This is a genomic window from Bradyrhizobium sp. CCBAU 11386, from assembly GCF_028128955.1.
Lineage (GTDB): Bacteria > Pseudomonadota > Alphaproteobacteria > Rhizobiales > Xanthobacteraceae > Bradyrhizobium.
In genome coordinates this window covers 132,073-150,180 of sequence record NZ_LBKA01000247.1, presented here as the reverse complement: position 1 = coordinate 150,180, position 18,108 = coordinate 132,073, and the positions used below count along the sequence as shown (strand labels likewise).

Below are 18,108 nucleotides of genomic sequence, written 5' to 3'. Positions count from 1 at the left end.
AGACCCGGCAGAACGGGCCTGACCCGCACCTCGGACGCTGCGGCCGATCCGGCCAGCCGGCGGGCGATGCCCTTCAGCTCCAGCAGCACCATATGGAGGCCCGCCAGTAACAATCCGGAGCAGACGCCGATCGTCCCCGAGATTATGAGGGTACTGCCGAGACTGAACTCCCTGACGGTGAAGCCAAACAGGATCGCAAGGAGGCCCGCCAGGACGGCGACAATCCCCGCGATCAATAATGCCAACGTCATCGAACTCACCCCCGGCCGCGCATCCGCACGCGACACTCGCGCTACGATACCGTCATCCTGTGTTCCTCGCCAACGGCGAATTGTGATCAGCGTTCCTAAAGAGAAGGAAATCAGGGACTTATTCACATTCCCTTCAGCTACGGATCGCTACTCCTAGAGTGCTCTTGAGTTTCTGGTTTTGCTGCGTCGCATCAGGAATTTAGCCATAATGCCCAATTACTTGGTAATGGAACTGCGCTATACGGAGTCCCGGGAGCAGGCCCGCGCGCGCCAGCAGGGCCAAGAGGGGATTCCGGGTCACCAATAGCCATGACATCCATCACGACTTCGGCGATCGACACGCCTCTGCGGCGCTCGGTCGAACGGACTTGCGACGATCTCGCCATGCTGGTGCTGGCCGCGGTCGCCGTCATTGCAGGCTTGACCTTCCGCGATTACGGGCTCGGCTGGGACGACTACACCCACGCTGAATATGCCGACCTGCTGCTGCGCATGTTCGGTTCCGGCTTCAAGGACACCGCGGCGCTTTCCTTCGCCAACCTCTATATGTATGGCGGCGGCTTCGACATGGTCGCGGCGCTCCTGCACAAGATCATTCCGCTCGAGCTGTTCGAGACGCGCCGTCTGGTCGGCGCGATCGTCGGCGTGATCGGGCTTGCCGTGACGTGGCGGCTCGGCCGCCGCATCGGCGGGCCCCTCGCCGGTCTCGCCTCACTCCTGCTGCTCGCGCTCTGCCCGATCTTCTACGGCCACATGTTCATGAACCCGAAGGATGCGCCCTTCGCGGTGGCCATGATCATCCTGATGCTGGGCCTGGTCCGGCTCGCCGAGGAATATCCGCAGCCTTCGCCGCGCACGATCCTGATCGTCGGCATCGGCGCCGGCCTGTCGATCGGCTGCCGCATCCTCGGCGGGCTTGCGCTGGTCTACGCCATGATCGGCTTCATCCCGCTGTTCCTGGAGGAACTGCGCACCGAAGGCGTTCGCGAGGCGGCCCGCCGCTTCGCCCATGTCATCTACGTGCTGCTGCCCGGCCTCGTGTTCGGCTATCTCGTGATGGGTCTGATCTGGCCATGGTCGATCATGGAACCCGGCAATCCCTTCGAGGCGCTGACCTACTTCTCGCACTTCTTCGAGAAGCCCTGGAAGGAGATGTTCGACGGCGCGATCGTGTCCGTGCCCGACATGCCCTGGTCCTATCTGCCGACGCTGTTCGCGCTTCAGTTGCCCGAGGTGATGCTGGTGCTGATGACCGGCGCCGTGGTCAGCACCTTCGCGCTGCTGCCGCGCGGCGAGGTTCCGGCCCGCCGCAAGACCATCCTGCTGATGCTGACGCTCGCCGCGACCCTGCCGCTCGCGATCGCGATGGTGAAGCGGCCCGCGCTCTACAACGGCATCCGCCATTTCGTCTTCGTGATCCCGCCGATGGCGGTGCTCGGCGGCGTCGCCTTCGCCTGGACCATGGAATGCCTGCGCGCCAACCATCGCACCTGGCAGCCGGTCGTGCTCGCGACCTTCTGCTTTGGCCTCGCGCTCCCGCTCGCCGAGATGATCCGGCTGCATCCCTATCAATACACCCACTTCAACCACATCGCCGGCACCGTGCGCGCCGCCGACGACCGCTTCATGCTGGACTATTGGGGCCTCGCGCTGAAGCAGGCCTCGGACGAACTACGCGAGCAGTTGGTCGAGCGCCAGGAAGTGCCGCCGCGCAACCGCAAATGGAAGGTCGCGGTGTGCGGTCCGCAGCGTCCGGCGCAGGTCGCGCTCGGGCCCGACTTCACCATCGGCTGGGATTCCAATGCCGCCGATTTCGCCATGACGCTCGGCGAGTTCTACTGCAAGGGCCTGACCGCGCCCGTCATGGTCGAGATCAAGCGCGACGACGTGGTGTTCGCCCGCGTCTACGACATCCGCGGCAGCAGCATTTCCAGCCTGCTCTCGATCCCGGCGCCGTAATTTCTTTCCCCGATCTCCGGCTGCACAAGAAAGACGCAGTTCGTAACCCGGATGAGCCAACGGGTCGGCGCAAAGCGCCGCCCGATGACAGGCTCCGCGACATCCGGACTCTCGACGAGTCCCGCATGTCGCTGCGCTCATGCGGGCTACGCTGAACTGCCGCGCTCCAGGCGCCTTGCTGCCAGCCTCACCCGAGACTAGGCTCCCTTCCCGCAACAACGAGGTTCGGAGAGATTTGCCATGTCACCAGCGGAAGCGCGCCTGAGGGAAGTACCCTCGAACATGACGGAGGCCGAGTGGCAGCAACGGGTCAATCTCGCCGCCTGCTATCGCCTCGTCTCGCTGTACGGCTGGGACGATCTGGTCGACACCCACATCTCCGCACGCGTGCCCGGCCCGGAGCATCACTTCCTCATCAATCCCTACGGGCTGATGTTCGACGAGATCACGGCGTCGAGCCTCGTCAAGGTCGACCTGCACGGCAACCAGCTCTCCGAGAGCGAGTACAGCATCAACCCGGCCGGCTTCACCATCCATTCGGCGATCCACGAGGTGCGCGAGGACGCGATCTGCGTGCTGCATCTCCACACCCTCGACGGCACCGCGGTGTCGAGCAGCGCCGAAGGGCTGCTGCCGCTGAACCAGACCGCCCAGCTCGTCACCCACGACCTCGCCTATCACGACTATGAAGGCATCGCGCTCGACCACGACGAACGCCCGCGACTCCAGAAGGACCTCGGCGACCACAACCACATGCTCCTGCGCAACCACGGCACGCTGACGGTCGGCCGCTCGGTCGCCTCCGCCTTCGAGCGCATGTATCACCTCGAGCGCGCCTGCTCGATGCAGGTGCGCACGCGCGCGCTGGGCACGCCGGTCTATCCGGTCGAGGAGATTGCGATCGAGAAGAACACCGAGCTTCTGGCGAACCGCGACCGCGCCGAGCTGCGCGCGACGAACCTCGTGTGGCCGCCGCTGCTGCGCAAGCTCGACCGCGAGCTGCCGGGCTATCGGTCTTGAGATTTTCGGGATTTCGTGTAGGATAGTTCTCAACTACCTCTGCACGTTCTGGAATGAAACGCCGCCCAATTCCGGGCGGCGTTTTTATTTGGTGCCCAACCTTCCGCTCGTCATGCGCGGGCTTGACCCGCGCATCCATCGCAAAATGATCTTGCCTGATGGATTGCCGGGTCAAGCCCGGCAATGACGACGTTGATGCAACCTCCTACTTCACCTCCGCCAGCGCGGCGAGGATGCGGGCCCAGGAGCGGATGCCCTTTTGGAAGCTGCGGAGGTCGTACTTCTCGTTCGGCGAGTGGATGTTGTCGTCGTCGAGGCCGAAGCCGACCAGCAGCGAGTCGAGCCCCAGCGTGCGCTTGAAGTCGGCGACGATCGGGATCGAGGCGCCCGAGCCCATCAGCACGGTCTCCTTGCCCCATTCCTCGGCCAGCGCCTTGCTGGCGGCGGCGAGCGGCTTCATGTTCCAGTCGAGCGCGACCGCGGGCGCGGCGGAATGGTCGCCGAACTCGACCTTGCAGTCGCCCGGAAGCCGTGCCGTCACATAGTCACGGAAGGCCTTGCGGATTTTTGCGGGGTCCTGTCCCTCGACCAGGCGGAACGAGACTTTTGCGGAGGCGTGCGACGGGATCACCGTCTTGGAGCCTTCGCCGATATAGCCGCCCCAGATGCCGTTGACGTCGCAGGTCGGACGCGAGGAGGCCTGCTCGATCAACAGTCGCCCCTTCTCGCCGGCCGGGATCGACAGGCCGATCGGCTTGAGGAACATCTCCGGCGTGAGATTGAGCTTCTTCCACTGCTCCAGGATATCGGGCGGCAGATCCTTCACCCCGTCATAGAAGCCGGGAATGGTGATGCGGTTGTCGTCGTCGAACAGCCCGCCGAGAATTTTCGTGAGCACCCGGATCGGGTTCATCGCGCTGCCGCCGAACACGCCGGAATGCAAATCGCGATTGGCGGCGGTGATCTTCAGCTCCTCATAGAGCAGGCCGCGCAGCGACGTCGTGATCGCCGGGGTATTGCGGTCCCACATGCCGGTGTCGCAGACCAGCACGTAATCGGCCTTGAACTCGTCCTTGTTGGCCTCGATGAAGGGCACGAAATTTTTCGAGCCGACCTCCTCCTCGCCTTCGATCAGGAAGGTGACGTCGATCGGCAGCGAGCCGGTCACCTTCTTCCAGGCGCGGCAGGCCTCGACGAAGGTCATCACCTGGCCCTTGTCGTCCTCGGCGCCGCGCGCGACGATGATCTTGCGGCCATCGGCATGATCGGTGACGACAGGCTCGAACGGCGGGCGATGCCAGAGGTCGAGCGGATCGACCGGTTGCACGTCGTAATGGCCGTAGAAGATCACATGCGGCCGTCCGCCCGCTCCGGTCTTGCCGACGATGGCGGGATGGCCGGCGGTCGGCCTCACTTCGGTGGCGACGCCGAGGCTCGCGATGTCCTTGGCGAGATGCTCGGCCGCGGCCTTGCAGTCGTTGGCAAAGGCCGGATCCGCCGAGATCGACTTGATCCGCAACAGCGAGAACAGGCGCTCGAGGCTGTTGTCAAAATCCTTGTCGATGTGGTCGAGCACGGATTGAAGCTGCGCATTGGCCATGGTCGGATTCCTGACTTTTGAGTCTCAAGATGGCTTCTCAAGAGGTCTTCTCAAGAGGTCTTGGGTTTCAAGAGATCTTGGGTTTTAGCCCTGCCGCGGCGCCGGAGCCAGCCGCAACCGGCGGATGCCGGATGTGCCATGCGAGGCTACCCGCGAGGACGGCGGTGGCGAGGAGGTTATTGCCCCAGGCCTGGAAGGCGGTGGGAAACCACGGCAGCGACAGCAGCATGAGCAAGCCGGCAGCGCCGAGGGCAAGCCAGGTTCCCAGCCGCACATTCGCCCGCTCGTCGAAGGCGGCGCGATGCATCAGCACCGTCATCGGGAAGAACAGCCACATGAAGTAGTATTGCCGCGCCAGGGGCGATGCCACCGTCATCAGGCAGAACAGGATGCCGAGCTCCTCGGCATCCGAGCGCGCCGTTCGCCGCGATTGCCGTGGCATCACCGCGACGAAGCCGAGCCCGAGCAACACGGACACAGCGAGCACGATCCAGTTCGCCGTCCTGTAATCGACGTCGATGATATTCATCGTGCGCGGCGGCTTGCTGGTATCCTCCTGATTGTAGTTGATCGGCCGGACCAGGCGATGCGTGACGGCAATGATGGATTGGTTGACCCACGACCAGTTCTGCTCGTTGCGCTGGCCAAAGCCCTCTTCCGAGCTCGTCCCGACCATGCCCCGATACCAGGTCGCAAGCTCGGCCGCGTTGCGCTCGAAGCCGCGAATGGGCGCCGGCACGACGTAGAGAAGGATGCCGGTGAAGGCGACCGTCGCGACGACGGCAGCCCACTTCCGCCGCCAGACCAGATAGGGCAGCACCGCGATCGGAAACACCTTGATGGCGGTCGCGAGCGCGAACATGAAGCCTGCGAGCCAGGCGCGCTGATGTTGCAGGCTCCAGAACCCGTAGAGCATCATCGCCAGCAGCACGAGGTTGGGCTGGCCAAGATCGAACATGTCGAACACGAAGGTCACGGTGACGAAAGCCGGCAGTGCCTCCAGCCACGGACCGGCCTCGCGACCCGAGCCGGTCATGATATTGGAGAACGTTCCGGTCCACCACCACGCCAGCGCATTCAGGACCGACAGCACGATGTAGAGCGGAATCTTGCCGAACCAGCTCGGAATCGCGAGCAGGATCGCGGGCAGCGGCGGATAGATGAACTCGAAATACTCACCCGCGTTGGCGGGATAGAGCGCGCCCCCGTTCAGAACCTGCTGCCCGGCCCAGTACCACAGCCCATAGTCCTTGGTCTTGCCCTTGCCGAACAGCTCGGGACCGAGGACGTCCGCGGCCAGGATGAAGCAACAGAGCAGAAAGAGAATATCCAGCGGCGCACGCAGCGACAGGCGTCTCGGCGCATCGGGTTTGGCTAACGGGGCAGTCAAGGTCACAATTCGGTCCAGTCCGGCAGTCGGGTAGGACGTAGCAGACCGAAGGACGCTTGGAGAACCCCCTCACCGGAAATTGTCCCGCAGCAAGGCGGGCCGCGCCGGCGCGCGGATGCCTCCAATCGGGCTTTCTGCCTACCTGCGCAGCAGCCCGCCGAGGGCGCCGCGGACCAAGGTGCGGCCGATCGAGCCGCCGAGCTGGCCGCCGACCGACTTGCCGAGATTGGCGGCCATCCCTCCGATCACCTGGTTGGTCACCGATCGCGTCACGTCGCGCGCAATGACCTGGCCGGCCGACAGGCGGCCGCGCTTGACATTGGTGCCGAAGATGGTGCCGACGATCGACCCGATCTGGCCGAGAATGCCGCCGCCTCCGCCCGCCGGAGCATCCGCGGTCGCCGCGGTGCCGGCGATGCGCTTCTGGATCATCTCGTAGGCGGACTCTTCATCAACGGCGGTGTCGTATTTGCCCTTCACCGGGCTCGCATCCATGATCGCCTTGCGCTCTTCCGGCGTGATCGATCCGATCCGGGCCGATGGCGGCCGGATCATCACACGCTCGACCATCGCCGGCGTGCCGTTGCCTTCGAGGAAGGACACCAGCGCCTCGCCCTTGCCGAGCTCCATGATCACCTTGGCGGTGTCGAGCTTCGGGTTGGGCCGGAAGGTCTGGGCCGCGGCGGCGACCGCCTTCTGGTCGCGCGGGGTGAAGGCGCGCAGCGCGTGCTGCACCCGGTTGCCGAGCTGCCCGAGCACGCGGTCGGGCACATCGATCGGGTTCTGCGTCACGAAATAGACGCCGACGCCCTTCGAGCGGATCAGGCGGACCACCTGCTCGATCTTGTCCATCAGCGCCTTGGGCGCGTCGTTGAACAACAGGTGCGCCTCGTCGAAGAAGAACACCAGCTTCGGCTTCGGCAGGTCGCCGACCTCGGGCAGCTCCTCGAACAGCTCGGACAGCATCCACAACAGGAATGTCGCGTAAAGCCGCGGGCTCTGGAGCAGCTTGTCGGCGACCAGGATGTTGACCATGCCGCGGCCGTCGCGGTCGGTCTTCATGAAATCCTTCAGCGTCAGCGCCGGCTCGCCGAAGAACTTGGTGGCGCCCTGGTTCTCCAGCACCAGCAGCTGGCGCTGGATGGTGCCGACGGTGGCCTTGGTGACGTTGCCAAACCCCTGGGCGGCCTTGCGGATGTCGGCAAGCGGATCCTCGGCGGCGTCCGACGCCTTCTTGCTGCTGTCGGGCACGATGGCATCGAGCAGCGCCCGCAGATCCTTCATGTCGATCAGGACAAGGCCGTTGTCGTCGGCGACGCGGAAGGCGACGTTGAGCACGCCCTCCTGCACGTCGTTGAGGTCGAGCATGCGCGCGAGCAGAAGCGGCCCCATCTCGGTGACGGTCGCCCGCACCGGGTGGCCCTGCTCACCGAACACGTCCCAGAACACCGTCGAGAACTGGTCGGGCTGGAATGTCAGCCCCATCGCGGTGGCGCGCTTGACGATGAAGTCCGCGGGCACGCCGACCTCGGAGATACCGGAGAGGTCGCCCTTGATGTCGGCCGCGAAGACCGGAACACCGGCGCGCGCAAATCCCTCTGCCATGACTTGCAGCGACACCGTCTTGCCGGTTCCGGTTGCACCGGTGACGAGGCCGTGGCGATTGGCGAGCGCCAGCGTCAGCCACGCCTGCTCGTCTCCCTTGCCGACGAAGATCTTGTCGTCGGTGTCGCCGAGCTTGCTGTCCTGTGCGGTCATTATTTTCTCTGATCCGTCTGCCGTGTTTCGCGTATTGAAACTCAAATGCCAGTTCCGTAGTTTACCGCATGTCGCACGCCGATTGAAACCGTTCAAACACGATCTGATCTTGCGACATGGTCGGAAACCAAGTGGACGACATCAGCCGAAAGCAGGAACGGCGAGTTCGCACCGCGGCAATTTGTTGCCGATTTCATCTCCGCTCTTGCATCGCTGCAACACTTTTGGCGCGTTCGAAGATGAATCGCATGTTCGCCTCCGTTCATAGCTTGTATTTCACATCACACCGGCTCAAGATCATTTTTCGAAAGCAATACTCCGGCATGCAAACCGGTTGAGGGGCGGGTCTTATGGACGAGCTGATCGGGCGGCTGGCGACAAACGCCAGCATAGATAGTGCTGTCGCTGAAAAGACCGTCGGCATTATCCTGGGCTTCCTCCGCAGCGAGGGCCCTTCCGAGAACGTCGAAGCCCTGATCAATCATATTCCCGGCGCGGAAGCGGCGATCGAGGCGTCCAGAAGCGGCGGCGGACTGTCGCGGCTGATGGGCGGTGGCCTGATGGCCGTCGGCACGCGCCTGATGGGCCTGGGACTTGGCATGTCCGAGATTCAGAACATTGCCCGTGAACTTTTTCGCTTCGGCCGAGACAAAATCGGAGCGGATCAGATGGGCAAGATCATCGCAGGGACGCCGGGCCTCAGCCAATTTGCCTGAGCTACGCTTTTCATATCGAGCATCATGACATATCCGATCTCCGAGATTGAGGGCCTGCCGGCCTTTGCCGCCAACAAATTGAAGGCGCAGGGAATCCGCACCACCGACGCGCTGCTCGAGGCGGCCTCGACCGTGAAGGGCCGCAAGGCGCTGTCCGCCAAGACCGGCATCAGCGAGCAGCAGCTCTTGGAATGGGCCAACGTCTCCGACTACATGCGCATTCCCGGGATGGGCCGGGCCAAGGTCGGCCTGGTCCGCGCCGCCGGCGTCACCACCGTGCGCGAGCTCGCCTATCGGAATCCGGCAAGGCTCGCCCAGAGCATGCGCGAAGCCAACGAGAAGAAGAAGCTCGTCCGCATCCTGCCCTCGGAAAAGTCGGTCGGCGACATCATCGCCAAGGCCAAGAAGCTGCCGCCGAAGATTACGTATTAGCTACACGCTTTCCGCATACGGATTCAGCTACCCCACCCTGGGTGTCGTCCCGGCGAAGGCCGGGACCCATAACCACAGGGAGTAGTTTGGCGAAGACCAGTCGTTCGGTACTCCGACCTTCCGCAATCGATAGATTCCGCGGTATGGGTCCCGGCCTTCGCCGGGACGACAGCGGGGATGATGCGCGAGAGTGCCACAACATCGACAGCACGCGGCATGTCGGCAGCGGCCAATCGCGTCTTGACTCCCCCTCCCCGACCGCGCAAATCCACGCGCATGAATGCCTTGCCCTCCTCTTCCGTCCCGCCGGCCGGCTCGGCCGGGCGTGACGTGCTGCGGACGCTGCTGGAACGGCCTCTCCCGGCGGTGATGGGCGTGCTCAACATCACCCCGGATTCCTTCTCCGACGGCGGCGATTTCATCGCGCCCGACCAGGCGCTCGAACGAGCCCGGGCGATGATCGCCGATGGCGTCGACATCATCGACATCGGCGCGGAGTCCACCCGGCCCTACAAGGGCGCCAAGGCCGTCACGGCCGAGGACGAACTCGCCCGGCTGAGGCCGGTGCTATCAGGCGTGGTTGCGCTCGGCGTGCCGGTCTCGATCGACAGTATGAAGGCGGAGGTCGTGGCCTTCGCGCTCGACCAGGGCGCGGCAATCGCCAACGACGTCTGGGGCCTGCAACGCGATGCCGGCATGGCGCCGCTGGTGGCCGCCAGAGGCGTCCCCGTCATCGTCATGCATAACCGAGACGGCGTGGATTCCGCCATCGACATCATCGCGGACATGAAGGCGTTCTTCCTGCGCTCGCTGGATATCGCCGCCAAGGCCGGCATCGCACGCGACAAGATCGTGCTCGATCCCGGCATCGGCTTCGGCAAGACCGCCGAGCAGAGCATGACCGCCCTGGCGCGGCTGCGCGAATTCGACATGTTTGGCCTGCCGATCCTGGTCGGCGCCTCGCGCAAGCGCTTCATCGCCTCGGTGTCGCCGTCGGAACCGAAAGAGCGGCTCGCCGGCTCGATCGCCGCGCATCTCATCGCCGCTCAGCGCGGCGCCAGGATCATCCGGACCCATGACGTCGCCGAGACCTTGCAGGCCCTGCGGGTCGCGAACGCAATCGAGAGCAAGCAATGACCGATACGATCTTCGTGACCGGCCTGTCGATCCATGCTCGCCACGGCGTGATGGATCACGAAACCGAAGTCGGCCAGCGTTTCGTGATTGATCTCGAGCTCTATACCGACCTGTCGGAGCCTTCGCGCACCGACCGGCTCGCCGACACGGTGTCCTATGCCGAGGTGGTGGCGACCACGACGGCGGCGTTCAAGAACACCAATTACAAGCTGCTGGAACGCGCGGCCGGCGCGGTCGCCGACGCCATCCTGTCGCACTTCCCGCGCATCCGCGCCGTGAAGATCACCGTGCACAAACCGCATGCGCCGATCGCCGCGATCTTCGACGACGTCGGCATCATGCTGACGCGCTCGCGGAACCCCTGATGGCAAGCGTGCTGATCGCGCTCGGCGGCAATGTCGGCGATGTCCGCGCGACATTCCGGAAGGCGATCGCCCATATCTGTGGCATGGCGCAAGCCGCGCTGATCGCGCGCTCCTCTGACTATGCAACCCCGCCCTGGGGCGATGAGGCGCAGGATCCCTTCGTCAATGCCTGCATCGAGATCGAGACCAGCCTCGATCCGCACGCGCTGCTGTTCGTGCTCCAGAAGGTCGAGCAGAAATTCGGCCGCACCCGGACCAAGGAGCGGCCCTGGGGGCCGCGCACGCTCGATCTCGACATGCTCGCCTATGACGATGTCAGCTTGCAGAAGCCCGACCTGACCTTGCCGCATCCGCGCCTGTTCGAGCGCGCCTTCGTGCTGGTGCCGCTGGCCGAGATCGCGCCCGACCGCGTGATCTCAGGCATTCGCGTGCGTGACGGGCTCTCCAGCGTCTCGACGCAAGGCATTGAGCGGCTTCCGGATACCGGTTAACCAAAAACAACCGTTTGCAGGGACGGTCCGCCGTGGCAATTTCGCCTGCGAATAACAAGATCTTCGGGAGCCCTTCGCCGCATGACCTCCGTGACTGACGACCTGCCGCTGGCGGCGGATTTTCCCAAGGCCACGATCGAAGACTGGCGCAAGCTGGTCGACGGCGTGCTCAAGGGCGCGCCGTTCGAGAAGCTGGTCGGCAAGACCTATGACGGCCTCAAGATCGATCCGCTCTATCCGCGCGCCAGAGGCGTTGCGCCCGTGGTCGGACGGGCTGCGGCCGCGCCGTGGCAGATCGTGCAGCGGATCGACCATCCCGACGCGGCGGCCGCGAACGCGCAAGCCTTGCAGGATCTGGAGAATGGCGCGACGGGGCTCGCGCTGGTGTTCGCCGGCGGCAATGGTGCTCACGGCTTTGGCCTGGAACCTTCGGCCGATGCGGTCGCAAAGGTCTTGAAGGACATTCATCTCGATGCCGGCATCGGCATCGAGCTTCAGATCGGTCCGCAATCGCGGATGGCCGCGATCCATATCGCGCAATATGTAAAGAGCAAGGGCATCGATCCCGCGGCCTGCGACATCCGCTTCGGGCTCGATCCGCTCGCGGCCGGCGCGGTGTGGGGCCACAGCCCCTACACCTGGGAGGAGATCGCTCCTGCCGTCACCGGCGCCATCAAGGGTCTCGCCGCGCTCGGCTTCAAGGGGCCGTTTGCATCCGCCGACGGCCGCGTGATCCACGATGCCGGCGGCTCCGAGGTGCAGGAGCTCGCCTTCGTGCTCGCCTGCGGTGTCGCCTATCTACGCGCGATCGAAGGCGCCGGTGTTGCGCTGGAGCAGGCGCAGGGCATGGTCTATGCGCGGCTCGCCGCAGACGCCGACCAGTTCCTGACCATGGCAAAATTCCGCGCGCTGCGGCTCTTGTGGGCTCGCATCGAGGCGGCGTGCGGGCTGACGCCGAAGCCGTTGTTCATTGCCGCCGATACGGCCTGGCGCATGCTGACGCAGCGCGCCCCCTATGTGAACATGCTGCGCGCGACCATGGCGACGTTTGCGGCGGGGCTTGCCGGCGCCAACGCGATCACGGTGCTGCCACACACGCTGGCGCTCGGACTACCCGATCCGTTCGCGCGGCGCGTGGCGCGCAACACGCAACTGCTGCTGCTGGAGGAGAGCAACCTCGCCAAGGTCAGCGATCCCGCCGCGGGCGCCGGCGGCATCGAGACGCTGACGGCGCAGCTCTGCGACGCCGCCTGGACGCTGTTCCAGGAGAGCGAGAAGGCCGGCGGCGCCTTTGCCGCGCTTCAGCAGGGCCTGTTCCAGAGCCAGGTCGCGGCCGCCCGCAAAGCGCGCGATGCCAACATCGCAAGGCGCCGCGACGTGCTGACCGGCGCGAGCGAGTTTCCGAACCTGCATGAGAGCGAGACGGCGGTGCTGAAAGCGACGCCGGTCGCGCTCGCCCCTTATGGCGAGCCAAAATACAACTTCGATGCGCTGCCGCCGATCCGGCTTGCGGAACCGTTCGAAGCCTTGCGCGACAAGTCGGATGCGGCGTTGAAGGCGCGCGGGGCGCGGCCAAAAGTGTTCCTGGCCAATCTCGGCACGCCCGCCGATTTCACGGCGCGCGCGACCTTTGCCAAGAGCTTCTTCGAGGCGGGCGGCATTTTGGCCGTCGACAGCGAGGGTTTTGCCGATCCGGCCAAGCTGGCGGCTGCCTTCAAGGCCTCCGGCGCCGAGCTTGCCTGCCTTTGTTCCAGCGACAAGGTCTATGCGGAACACGCCGAAGCCGCGGCGAAGGCCCTGCAAACCGCAGGCAGCAGACATATCTATCTGGCAGGCCGCCCGACCGAGGCCGAGGCGCGCTTACGGGCCGCCGGCGTCACGGGTTTTGTCTTCGCCGGAGGCGATGCGCTTGCCACGCTGCAAGACGCCTATCGACGGATGGAGCAGGCATGACCGAGCCAGGCAAACCAGTTCTCACCGGCGGCTGCCAATGCGGGGCAGTGCGCTTTGCGGTCTCGGCCGCGCCGGCGAAGATCAGCATCTGTCATTGCCGGATGTGCCAGAAGGCGACCGGTGCGCCGTTCGCCTCCTATGCCGATATCGAGAAGGGTGAGTTCGCCTGGACCAAGGGCACGCCCTCTGCGTTCCGCTCCTCCTCCATCGCGATGCGCGATTTCTGCGCCGCCTGCGGCACTCCGCTAAGCTTCCGCCGCATCGACGGCCCGCGCATCGAGATCATGACCGGTACGTTCGATCGTCCGGATCACGTGGTGCCGACACGGCAATATGGAACAGAGTCGCGGCTTGGCTGGGTGGTCGGCATCGCCAACCTGCCGAGCCAGACCACGCAGCAGAATTACGGGCCGGAGAAGATGGCGACCATCGTCAGCCATCAGCATCCGGACCATGATTGAGCGTCTATGATATGGTCGAAACCATGAGCCGCATTCCCAATTTCGCCGACATCGCCTTCGAGAGAACGACCGCCGCCGCGCCGGCCGGCAGCGCCGAGCCGTGGCTGACTCCCGAGGGCATTTTGGTAAAACCCGCCTATGGCGAGGCGGACCTCGCCGGGCTCGATTTCCTCGAGACTTATCCGGGCATCGCGCCGTATCTCCGAGGCCCCTACCCGACCATGTATGTCAACCAGCCCTGGACCGTCAGGCAATATGCCGGCTTCTCCACGGCGGAGGACTCCAACGCGTTCTACCGCCGCAACCTGGCTGCCGGACAGAAGGGCCTCTCGGTCGCCTTCGACCTCGCCACCCATCGCGGCTATGACAGCGATCATCCGCGGGTCGGCGGCGATGTCGGCATGGCCGGCGTTGCGATCGATTCCATCTACGACATGCGCACGCTGTTTGCGGGCATCCCGCTCGACCAGATGAGCGTGTCCATGACCATGAACGGCGCGGTGCTGCCAATCCTCGCGCTGTTCGTCGCCGCCGCGGGCGAACAGGGCGTGCCGCCGGAGAAGCTCTCAGGGACCATTCAGAACGACATTCTGAAGGAGTTCATGGTGCGCAACACCTACATCTATCCGCCTGCGCCCTCGATGCGGATCATCTCGGACATCTTCGCCTACACCTCGCAGAAGATGCCCAAGTACAATTCGATCTCGATCTCCGGCTATCACATGCAGGAGGCCGGCGCGACGCAGGATCTCGAGCTCGCCTATACGCTCGCCGACGGCGTCGAATATTTGCGCGCCGGCCTTGCCGCGGGCCTCGACGTCGACCGCTTCGCGCCGCGCCTGTCGTTCTTCTGGGCGATCGGCATGAACTTCTTCATGGAAGTCGCCAAGATGCGCGCCGCGCGCCTCTTGTGGGCGAAGCTGCTGAAGCCCTTCAATCCGAAGGATCCGCGCTCGCTTTCGCTGCGCACGCATTGCCAGACCTCGGGCTGGTCGCTGACCGCACAGGACGTCTTCAACAACGTGATGCGCACGACGGTGGAGGCGATGGCGGCCACCCAAGGCCACACTCAGTCGCTGCACACCAATGCGCTCGACGAGGCGCTGGCACTGCCGACCGATTTCTCGGCCCGCATCGCCCGCAACACCCAGCTCTTCCTCCAGCAGGAGAGCGGCACCACCCGCATCATCGATCCCTGGGGCGGCTCCTATTATGTCGAGCGGCTGACGCGCGACCTCGCGGCGAAGGCGTGGAGCCATATCCAGGAGGTCGAGGAGCTCGGCGGCATGGCCAAAGCCATCGAGGCCGGCGTGCCCAAGCTGCGCATCGAGGAAGCCTCCGCCAAGACCCAGGCGCGGATCGATGCCGGCAAGCAGGCGGTGATCGGCGTCAACAAGTACAAGCCGACGGACGAAGCCCCGATCGACATCCTCAAGGTCGACAACACCAACGTCCGCCGGCTCCAGATCGACAAGCTGACCCGGCTGAAGTCCGAGCGCAACCAGAAGGACGTCGATGCTGCGCTCGCCGCGCTGACGCGTTCGGCCGGCGAAGGCAACGGCAACCTGCTCGCGCTCGCCATCGACGCGGCCCGGGCGAAGGCGACCGTCGGCGAAATTTCGGACGCGATGGAGAAGGTGTTCGGCCGGCACCGCGCCGAGATCAAGTCCATCACCGGCGTCTACAAGCGGGAGGCGTCCAGCATGGGTAACCGGGTCGAGAAGGTTCAGGCGCTGATCGACGCCTTCGAGGAGGCGGAGGGCCGCCGCCCGCGCATCCTGGTCGCCAAGATCGGCCAGGACGGCCACGACCGCGGCCAGAAGGTGATCGCCTCGGCGTTCGCCGATATCGGCTTCGACGTCGACATCGGGCCGCTGTTTGCCACCGCCGACGAAGCCGCGCGGCAGGCCGTCGAGAACGACGTCCACATCCTCGGCGTCTCCTCGCTCGCCGCCGCCCATCTCACCGCCGTGCCTGAACTCAAGGCTGCGCTGAAGAAGCAGGGCCGCGACGACATCATGATCATCGTCGGCGGCGTGGTGCCGCCGCAGGATTACGATGCGCTCTACGCGGCCGGTGCCGAGGCGATCTTCCCGCCCGGCACGGTGATCGCGGACGCGGCCGAGGAGCTGATCCGCAAGCTGAACGCCCGGCTCGGGCATAGCGAGGCGGCGGAGTAGATGGTACGCTGGCCGTGTCACCGGCCGGGTTGTCTCCATGACACGTGATGAGGTCATCGCTGCGATACGCAAGAACGCTGATGCCATCAAAGCCAAAGGCGTGTCGAAGCTCGCCATCCTCGGCTCGCGGGCCGGCGACGACTATCTCCCGGACAGCGACATCGATGTCCTGGTCGAGGTCGAACCGGAGGCCACTTTCTCGCTGCTCAACCTGATCGACGTCGAGCAGATCATCGAGGACGCGACCGGCTTGCAGGCGCAGGCGACTGTCCGGCGCTCCGCCTCGCCCCACTCTGCTCAGCAGATCGCGGACGACATCCTCGAAATATTCTGACGCTCACGCAGGAGCACCATCCTTGAAGTTCATGATCAATTTGAGCGTCGCCATGGCGCTTAGCGCAACCTGCGTGATCTCGGCCCTCGCCGCGGACCCAAAGCCCGACGCCGTCGTCAAGACCAAGAGCATCGAGGCGCGCGTCTTCCTCGACGACAAGATCAAGACGGACGCAACGCTCGCGGCGGATTGCCTGGCCGAAGGCAGGAAGTGGCTCGCCAAGAACGCAGCCGAGGCCGCCGCCTCGCGCAAGCAGGACCCGCAATTCTTCAAGGACGGCGGCTGGGATTTCGAGCGCAAATATTCGCTGCGCTCCGTGGTCGGCGACCGCTATGTCAGCCTCCTGCGCAACGACTACATGGACACCCACGGCGCCCATCCCAACTCGGACGTGAACACGATCCTGTGGGACAAGACCGAGCACAAGCGCATCTCGATCCGCCCGTTCTTCACCGAGACCGCCGACAACGGCCCGACGATGAAGGCGATGGTGAAGGCGGTGATCGCCTCGCTGAGAGCCGAGAAGGAGAAGCGCGGGACCAGCGAGACCGCGACCGACGAATGGTTCAAGCCGCTCGCACCGAGCCTGCTCAAGATCGGCGCAGTGACGCTCGCCCCGTCGACCGAAGCAGGCCGGAGTTCCGGTCTCACCTTCCATTATCCGCCCTATGCGGTCGGCGCTTACGCCGAGGGCGAATATGTCGCATTCGTGCCGTGGGACACGCTGAAGCCTTACCTCACCGCGGAAGGCGCGCGCATCTTCGGCGGCGCGCGGCCGAAGGGCGATGCGGAAGAGCCGCAATGATCATCGCTTGAGCAGCAGCACATTGCTCACAGCGCTTTGGTAGCGCTACCTTGCAGCGGCGCTGCAAAGCCGACTAGAATGCCGTTATTGACAAGAGCGCCCGGTGTTACGGGCGCCGCTGGGAGGCATTCATGTCCAAGATTACGCGCCGCGCTTTTGCGGCTTCATCCGCCGCGGTTGCGGCATCCGCCGCATTCGGCCTCGCACCCGCCCGCGCCCAAGCCTATCCGGCGCGCCCCGTCACGGTGATCGTGCCCTGGGGCGCCGGCGGCGGCACCGACGCGACTGCGCGCATTGTCGCAGCCCTGCTGGAAAAGGACCTCGGCCAGCCCTTCAACGTGGTCAACCGCACCGGCGGTTCCGGCGTCGTCGGCCATACCGCGATCGCCACCGCGCAGCCGGACGGCTACACCATCGGCATGCTCACGGTCGAGATCTCGATGATGCACTGGCAGGGCCTGACCGAGCTGACGCCGAAGAGCTACACCCCGCTGGCGCTGATGAACGAGGACCCGCCCGGCATCCGGGTCTCCTCCTCCTCGCCCTACAAGACGGTCAAGGACCTCGCCGAAGCGATCAAGGCCGCGCCGCCCGGCAAGTTCAAGGCCTCGGGCACCGGCCAGGGCGGCATCTGGCATCTGGCGCTGGTCGGCTGGATGCAGGCGATGGGTCTGCCCGCCAACCAGGTCGCCTGGGTGCCGTCGAACGGCGCCGCGCCGGCGATGCAGGATCTCGCCGCCGGTGGCCTCGACCTCACCACCTGCTCGGTGCCGGAAGCGCGCGCCATCATCGAGGCCGGCAAGGCCAGGAGCCTCGCCATCATGGCGCCGGCGCGCAACCCGATCTTCCCGGACGTGCCGACGCTGAAGGAGGCGATGGGCATCGAATACGCGACCGGCGCCTGGCGCGGCATCGGCGCGCCGAAGAACCTGCCCCCGGAGCTCGCAACGAAGCTCACCGCGGCGCTGAAGAAGGTCTACGACTCCGCCGAGTTCAAGGACTTCATGAGCAATCGCGGCTTCGGCACGGTGTGGGGCGATGCCGGCCAGTTCGCTGGCTTCATGGACAAGGGCGACGCCCAGATGGGCGAAGCGATGAAGGCCGCGGGCCTGAGCAAGGCGTGATCTTTCGCCTCTCCCCGCGCTTGTCCCGCCGAAGCTTTAGCGAAGGCGGATGCGGGAAGAGGTCGAATTCGAGCTCCGCTCGAATTCGGGTGAGGGGGAATCTGCGCGAGTCCAACTCTCACCGTCCGCGCG

Annotated in this window: 16 protein-coding genes and 1 pseudogene; 13 read left to right on the top strand and 4 right to left on the bottom strand. The window is 65.1% G+C overall.

The window, feature by feature from the left end; genetic code table 11:
* Window positions 1-251 (bottom strand): annotated as a pseudogene (locus XI09_RS30800) (DUF308 domain-containing protein); the annotation flags it as partial.
* Between the two features lie 309 nt (window positions 252-560).
* Here XI09_RS30800 and XI09_RS30795 point away from each other — a divergent pair.
* Window positions 561-2,210: a glycosyltransferase family 39 protein gene (locus XI09_RS30795; protein ID WP_271570194.1), complete on the top strand. Its 1,650-nt coding sequence runs from the start codon at window positions 561-563 to the stop codon at window positions 2,208-2,210.
* Window positions 2,211-2,450: 240 nt separating this feature from the next.
* Window positions 2,451-3,230, top strand: a complete 780-nt coding sequence (locus XI09_RS30790; protein ID WP_092189061.1) for a class II aldolase/adducin family protein — start codon at window positions 2,451-2,453, stop codon at window positions 3,228-3,230.
* A 205-nt stretch (window positions 3,231-3,435) separates the two neighbouring features.
* On the opposite strand, the gene XI09_RS30785 is transcribed toward XI09_RS30790, so the two are convergent.
* The 3 genes from XI09_RS30785 to XI09_RS30775 all read right to left on the bottom strand — a co-directional run bounded on the left by XI09_RS30785 (window position 3,436) and on the right by XI09_RS30775 (window position 7,978).
* Window positions 3,436-4,830, bottom strand: coding sequence for a M20/M25/M40 family metallo-hydrolase (locus XI09_RS30785; protein WP_271570193.1), 1,395 nt, complete (start codon window positions 4,828-4,830; stop codon window positions 3,436-3,438).
* A gap of 67 nt (window positions 4,831-4,897) precedes the next feature.
* Window positions 4,898-6,226: a glycosyltransferase family 87 protein gene (locus tag XI09_RS30780; RefSeq protein ID WP_271570192.1), complete on the bottom strand. Its 1,329-nt coding sequence runs from the start codon at window positions 6,224-6,226 to the stop codon at window positions 4,898-4,900.
* Window positions 6,227-6,358: 132 nt separating this feature from the next.
* On the bottom strand, window positions 6,359-7,978 hold the full coding sequence (locus XI09_RS30775) for a helicase HerA-like domain-containing protein (protein WP_271570191.1): 1,620 nt from the start codon (window positions 7,976-7,978) through the stop codon (window positions 6,359-6,361).
* Window positions 7,979-8,328: 350 nt separating this feature from the next.
* On the opposite strand from XI09_RS30775, the gene XI09_RS30770 reads away from it, so the two are divergent.
* The 11 genes from XI09_RS30770 (at window position 8,329) to XI09_RS30720 (ending at window position 17,976) form a co-directional block, all read left to right on the top strand.
* Window positions 8,329-8,694 carry a DUF2267 domain-containing protein gene (locus XI09_RS30770; RefSeq protein ID WP_271570190.1) on the top strand — a complete coding sequence of 122 codons (366 nt, stop codon included), beginning with the start codon at window positions 8,329-8,331 and terminating at the stop codon, window positions 8,692-8,694.
* Window positions 8,695-8,718: 24 nt separating this feature from the next.
* Window positions 8,719-9,126 carry a DUF4332 domain-containing protein gene (locus tag XI09_RS30765; protein ID WP_027544157.1) on the top strand — a complete coding sequence of 136 codons (408 nt, stop codon included), beginning with the start codon at window positions 8,719-8,721 and terminating at the stop codon, window positions 9,124-9,126.
* 276 nt (window positions 9,127-9,402) lie between these two features.
* The gene (gene folP, locus XI09_RS30760; RefSeq protein WP_271570189.1) at window positions 9,403-10,263 is read left to right on the top strand and encodes a dihydropteroate synthase; all 861 of its coding nucleotides are present in this window, start codon (window positions 9,403-9,405) and stop codon (window positions 10,261-10,263) included.
* Window positions 10,260-10,628, top strand: a complete 369-nt coding sequence (folB, locus tag XI09_RS30755; protein ID WP_271570188.1) for a dihydroneopterin aldolase — start codon at window positions 10,260-10,262, stop codon at window positions 10,626-10,628. The genes folP and folB overlap by 4 nt, the downstream gene beginning before the upstream one ends.
* On the top strand, window positions 10,628-11,119 hold the full coding sequence (gene folK, locus XI09_RS30750) for a 2-amino-4-hydroxy-6-hydroxymethyldihydropteridine diphosphokinase (RefSeq protein WP_271570187.1): 492 nt from the start codon (window positions 10,628-10,630) through the stop codon (window positions 11,117-11,119). The genes folB and folK overlap by 1 nt, the downstream gene beginning before the upstream one ends.
* An 81-nt stretch (window positions 11,120-11,200) precedes the next feature.
* Window positions 11,201-13,072 carry a methylmalonyl-CoA mutase family protein gene (locus XI09_RS30745; protein WP_271570186.1) on the top strand — a complete coding sequence of 624 codons (1,872 nt, stop codon included), beginning with the start codon at window positions 11,201-11,203 and terminating at the stop codon, window positions 13,070-13,072.
* Complete coding sequence (locus tag XI09_RS30740) at window positions 13,069-13,533, top strand: GFA family protein (RefSeq protein ID WP_271570185.1); 465 nt, start codon at window positions 13,069-13,071, stop codon at window positions 13,531-13,533. Before XI09_RS30745 ends, XI09_RS30740 begins: the two co-directional genes overlap by 4 nt.
* 23 nt (window positions 13,534-13,556) lie before the next feature.
* Complete coding sequence (scpA, locus tag XI09_RS30735; protein ID WP_271570198.1) at window positions 13,557-15,713, top strand: methylmalonyl-CoA mutase; 2,157 nt, start codon at window positions 13,557-13,559, stop codon at window positions 15,711-15,713.
* Between the two features lie 37 nt (window positions 15,714-15,750).
* On the top strand, window positions 15,751-16,047 hold the full coding sequence (locus XI09_RS30730; RefSeq protein WP_271570184.1) for a nucleotidyltransferase family protein: 297 nt from the start codon (window positions 15,751-15,753) through the stop codon (window positions 16,045-16,047).
* A gap of 31 nt (window positions 16,048-16,078) precedes the next feature.
* Complete coding sequence (locus XI09_RS30725; protein ID WP_271570197.1) at window positions 16,079-16,852, top strand: RsiV family protein; 774 nt, start codon at window positions 16,079-16,081, stop codon at window positions 16,850-16,852.
* Window positions 16,853-16,983: 131 nt separating this feature from the next.
* A complete protein-coding gene (locus XI09_RS30720) occupies window positions 16,984-17,976 on the top strand; it encodes a tripartite tricarboxylate transporter substrate binding protein (RefSeq protein WP_271570183.1) in 993 nt (330 codons plus the stop codon).
* Window positions 17,977-18,108: the final 132 nt, after the last annotated feature.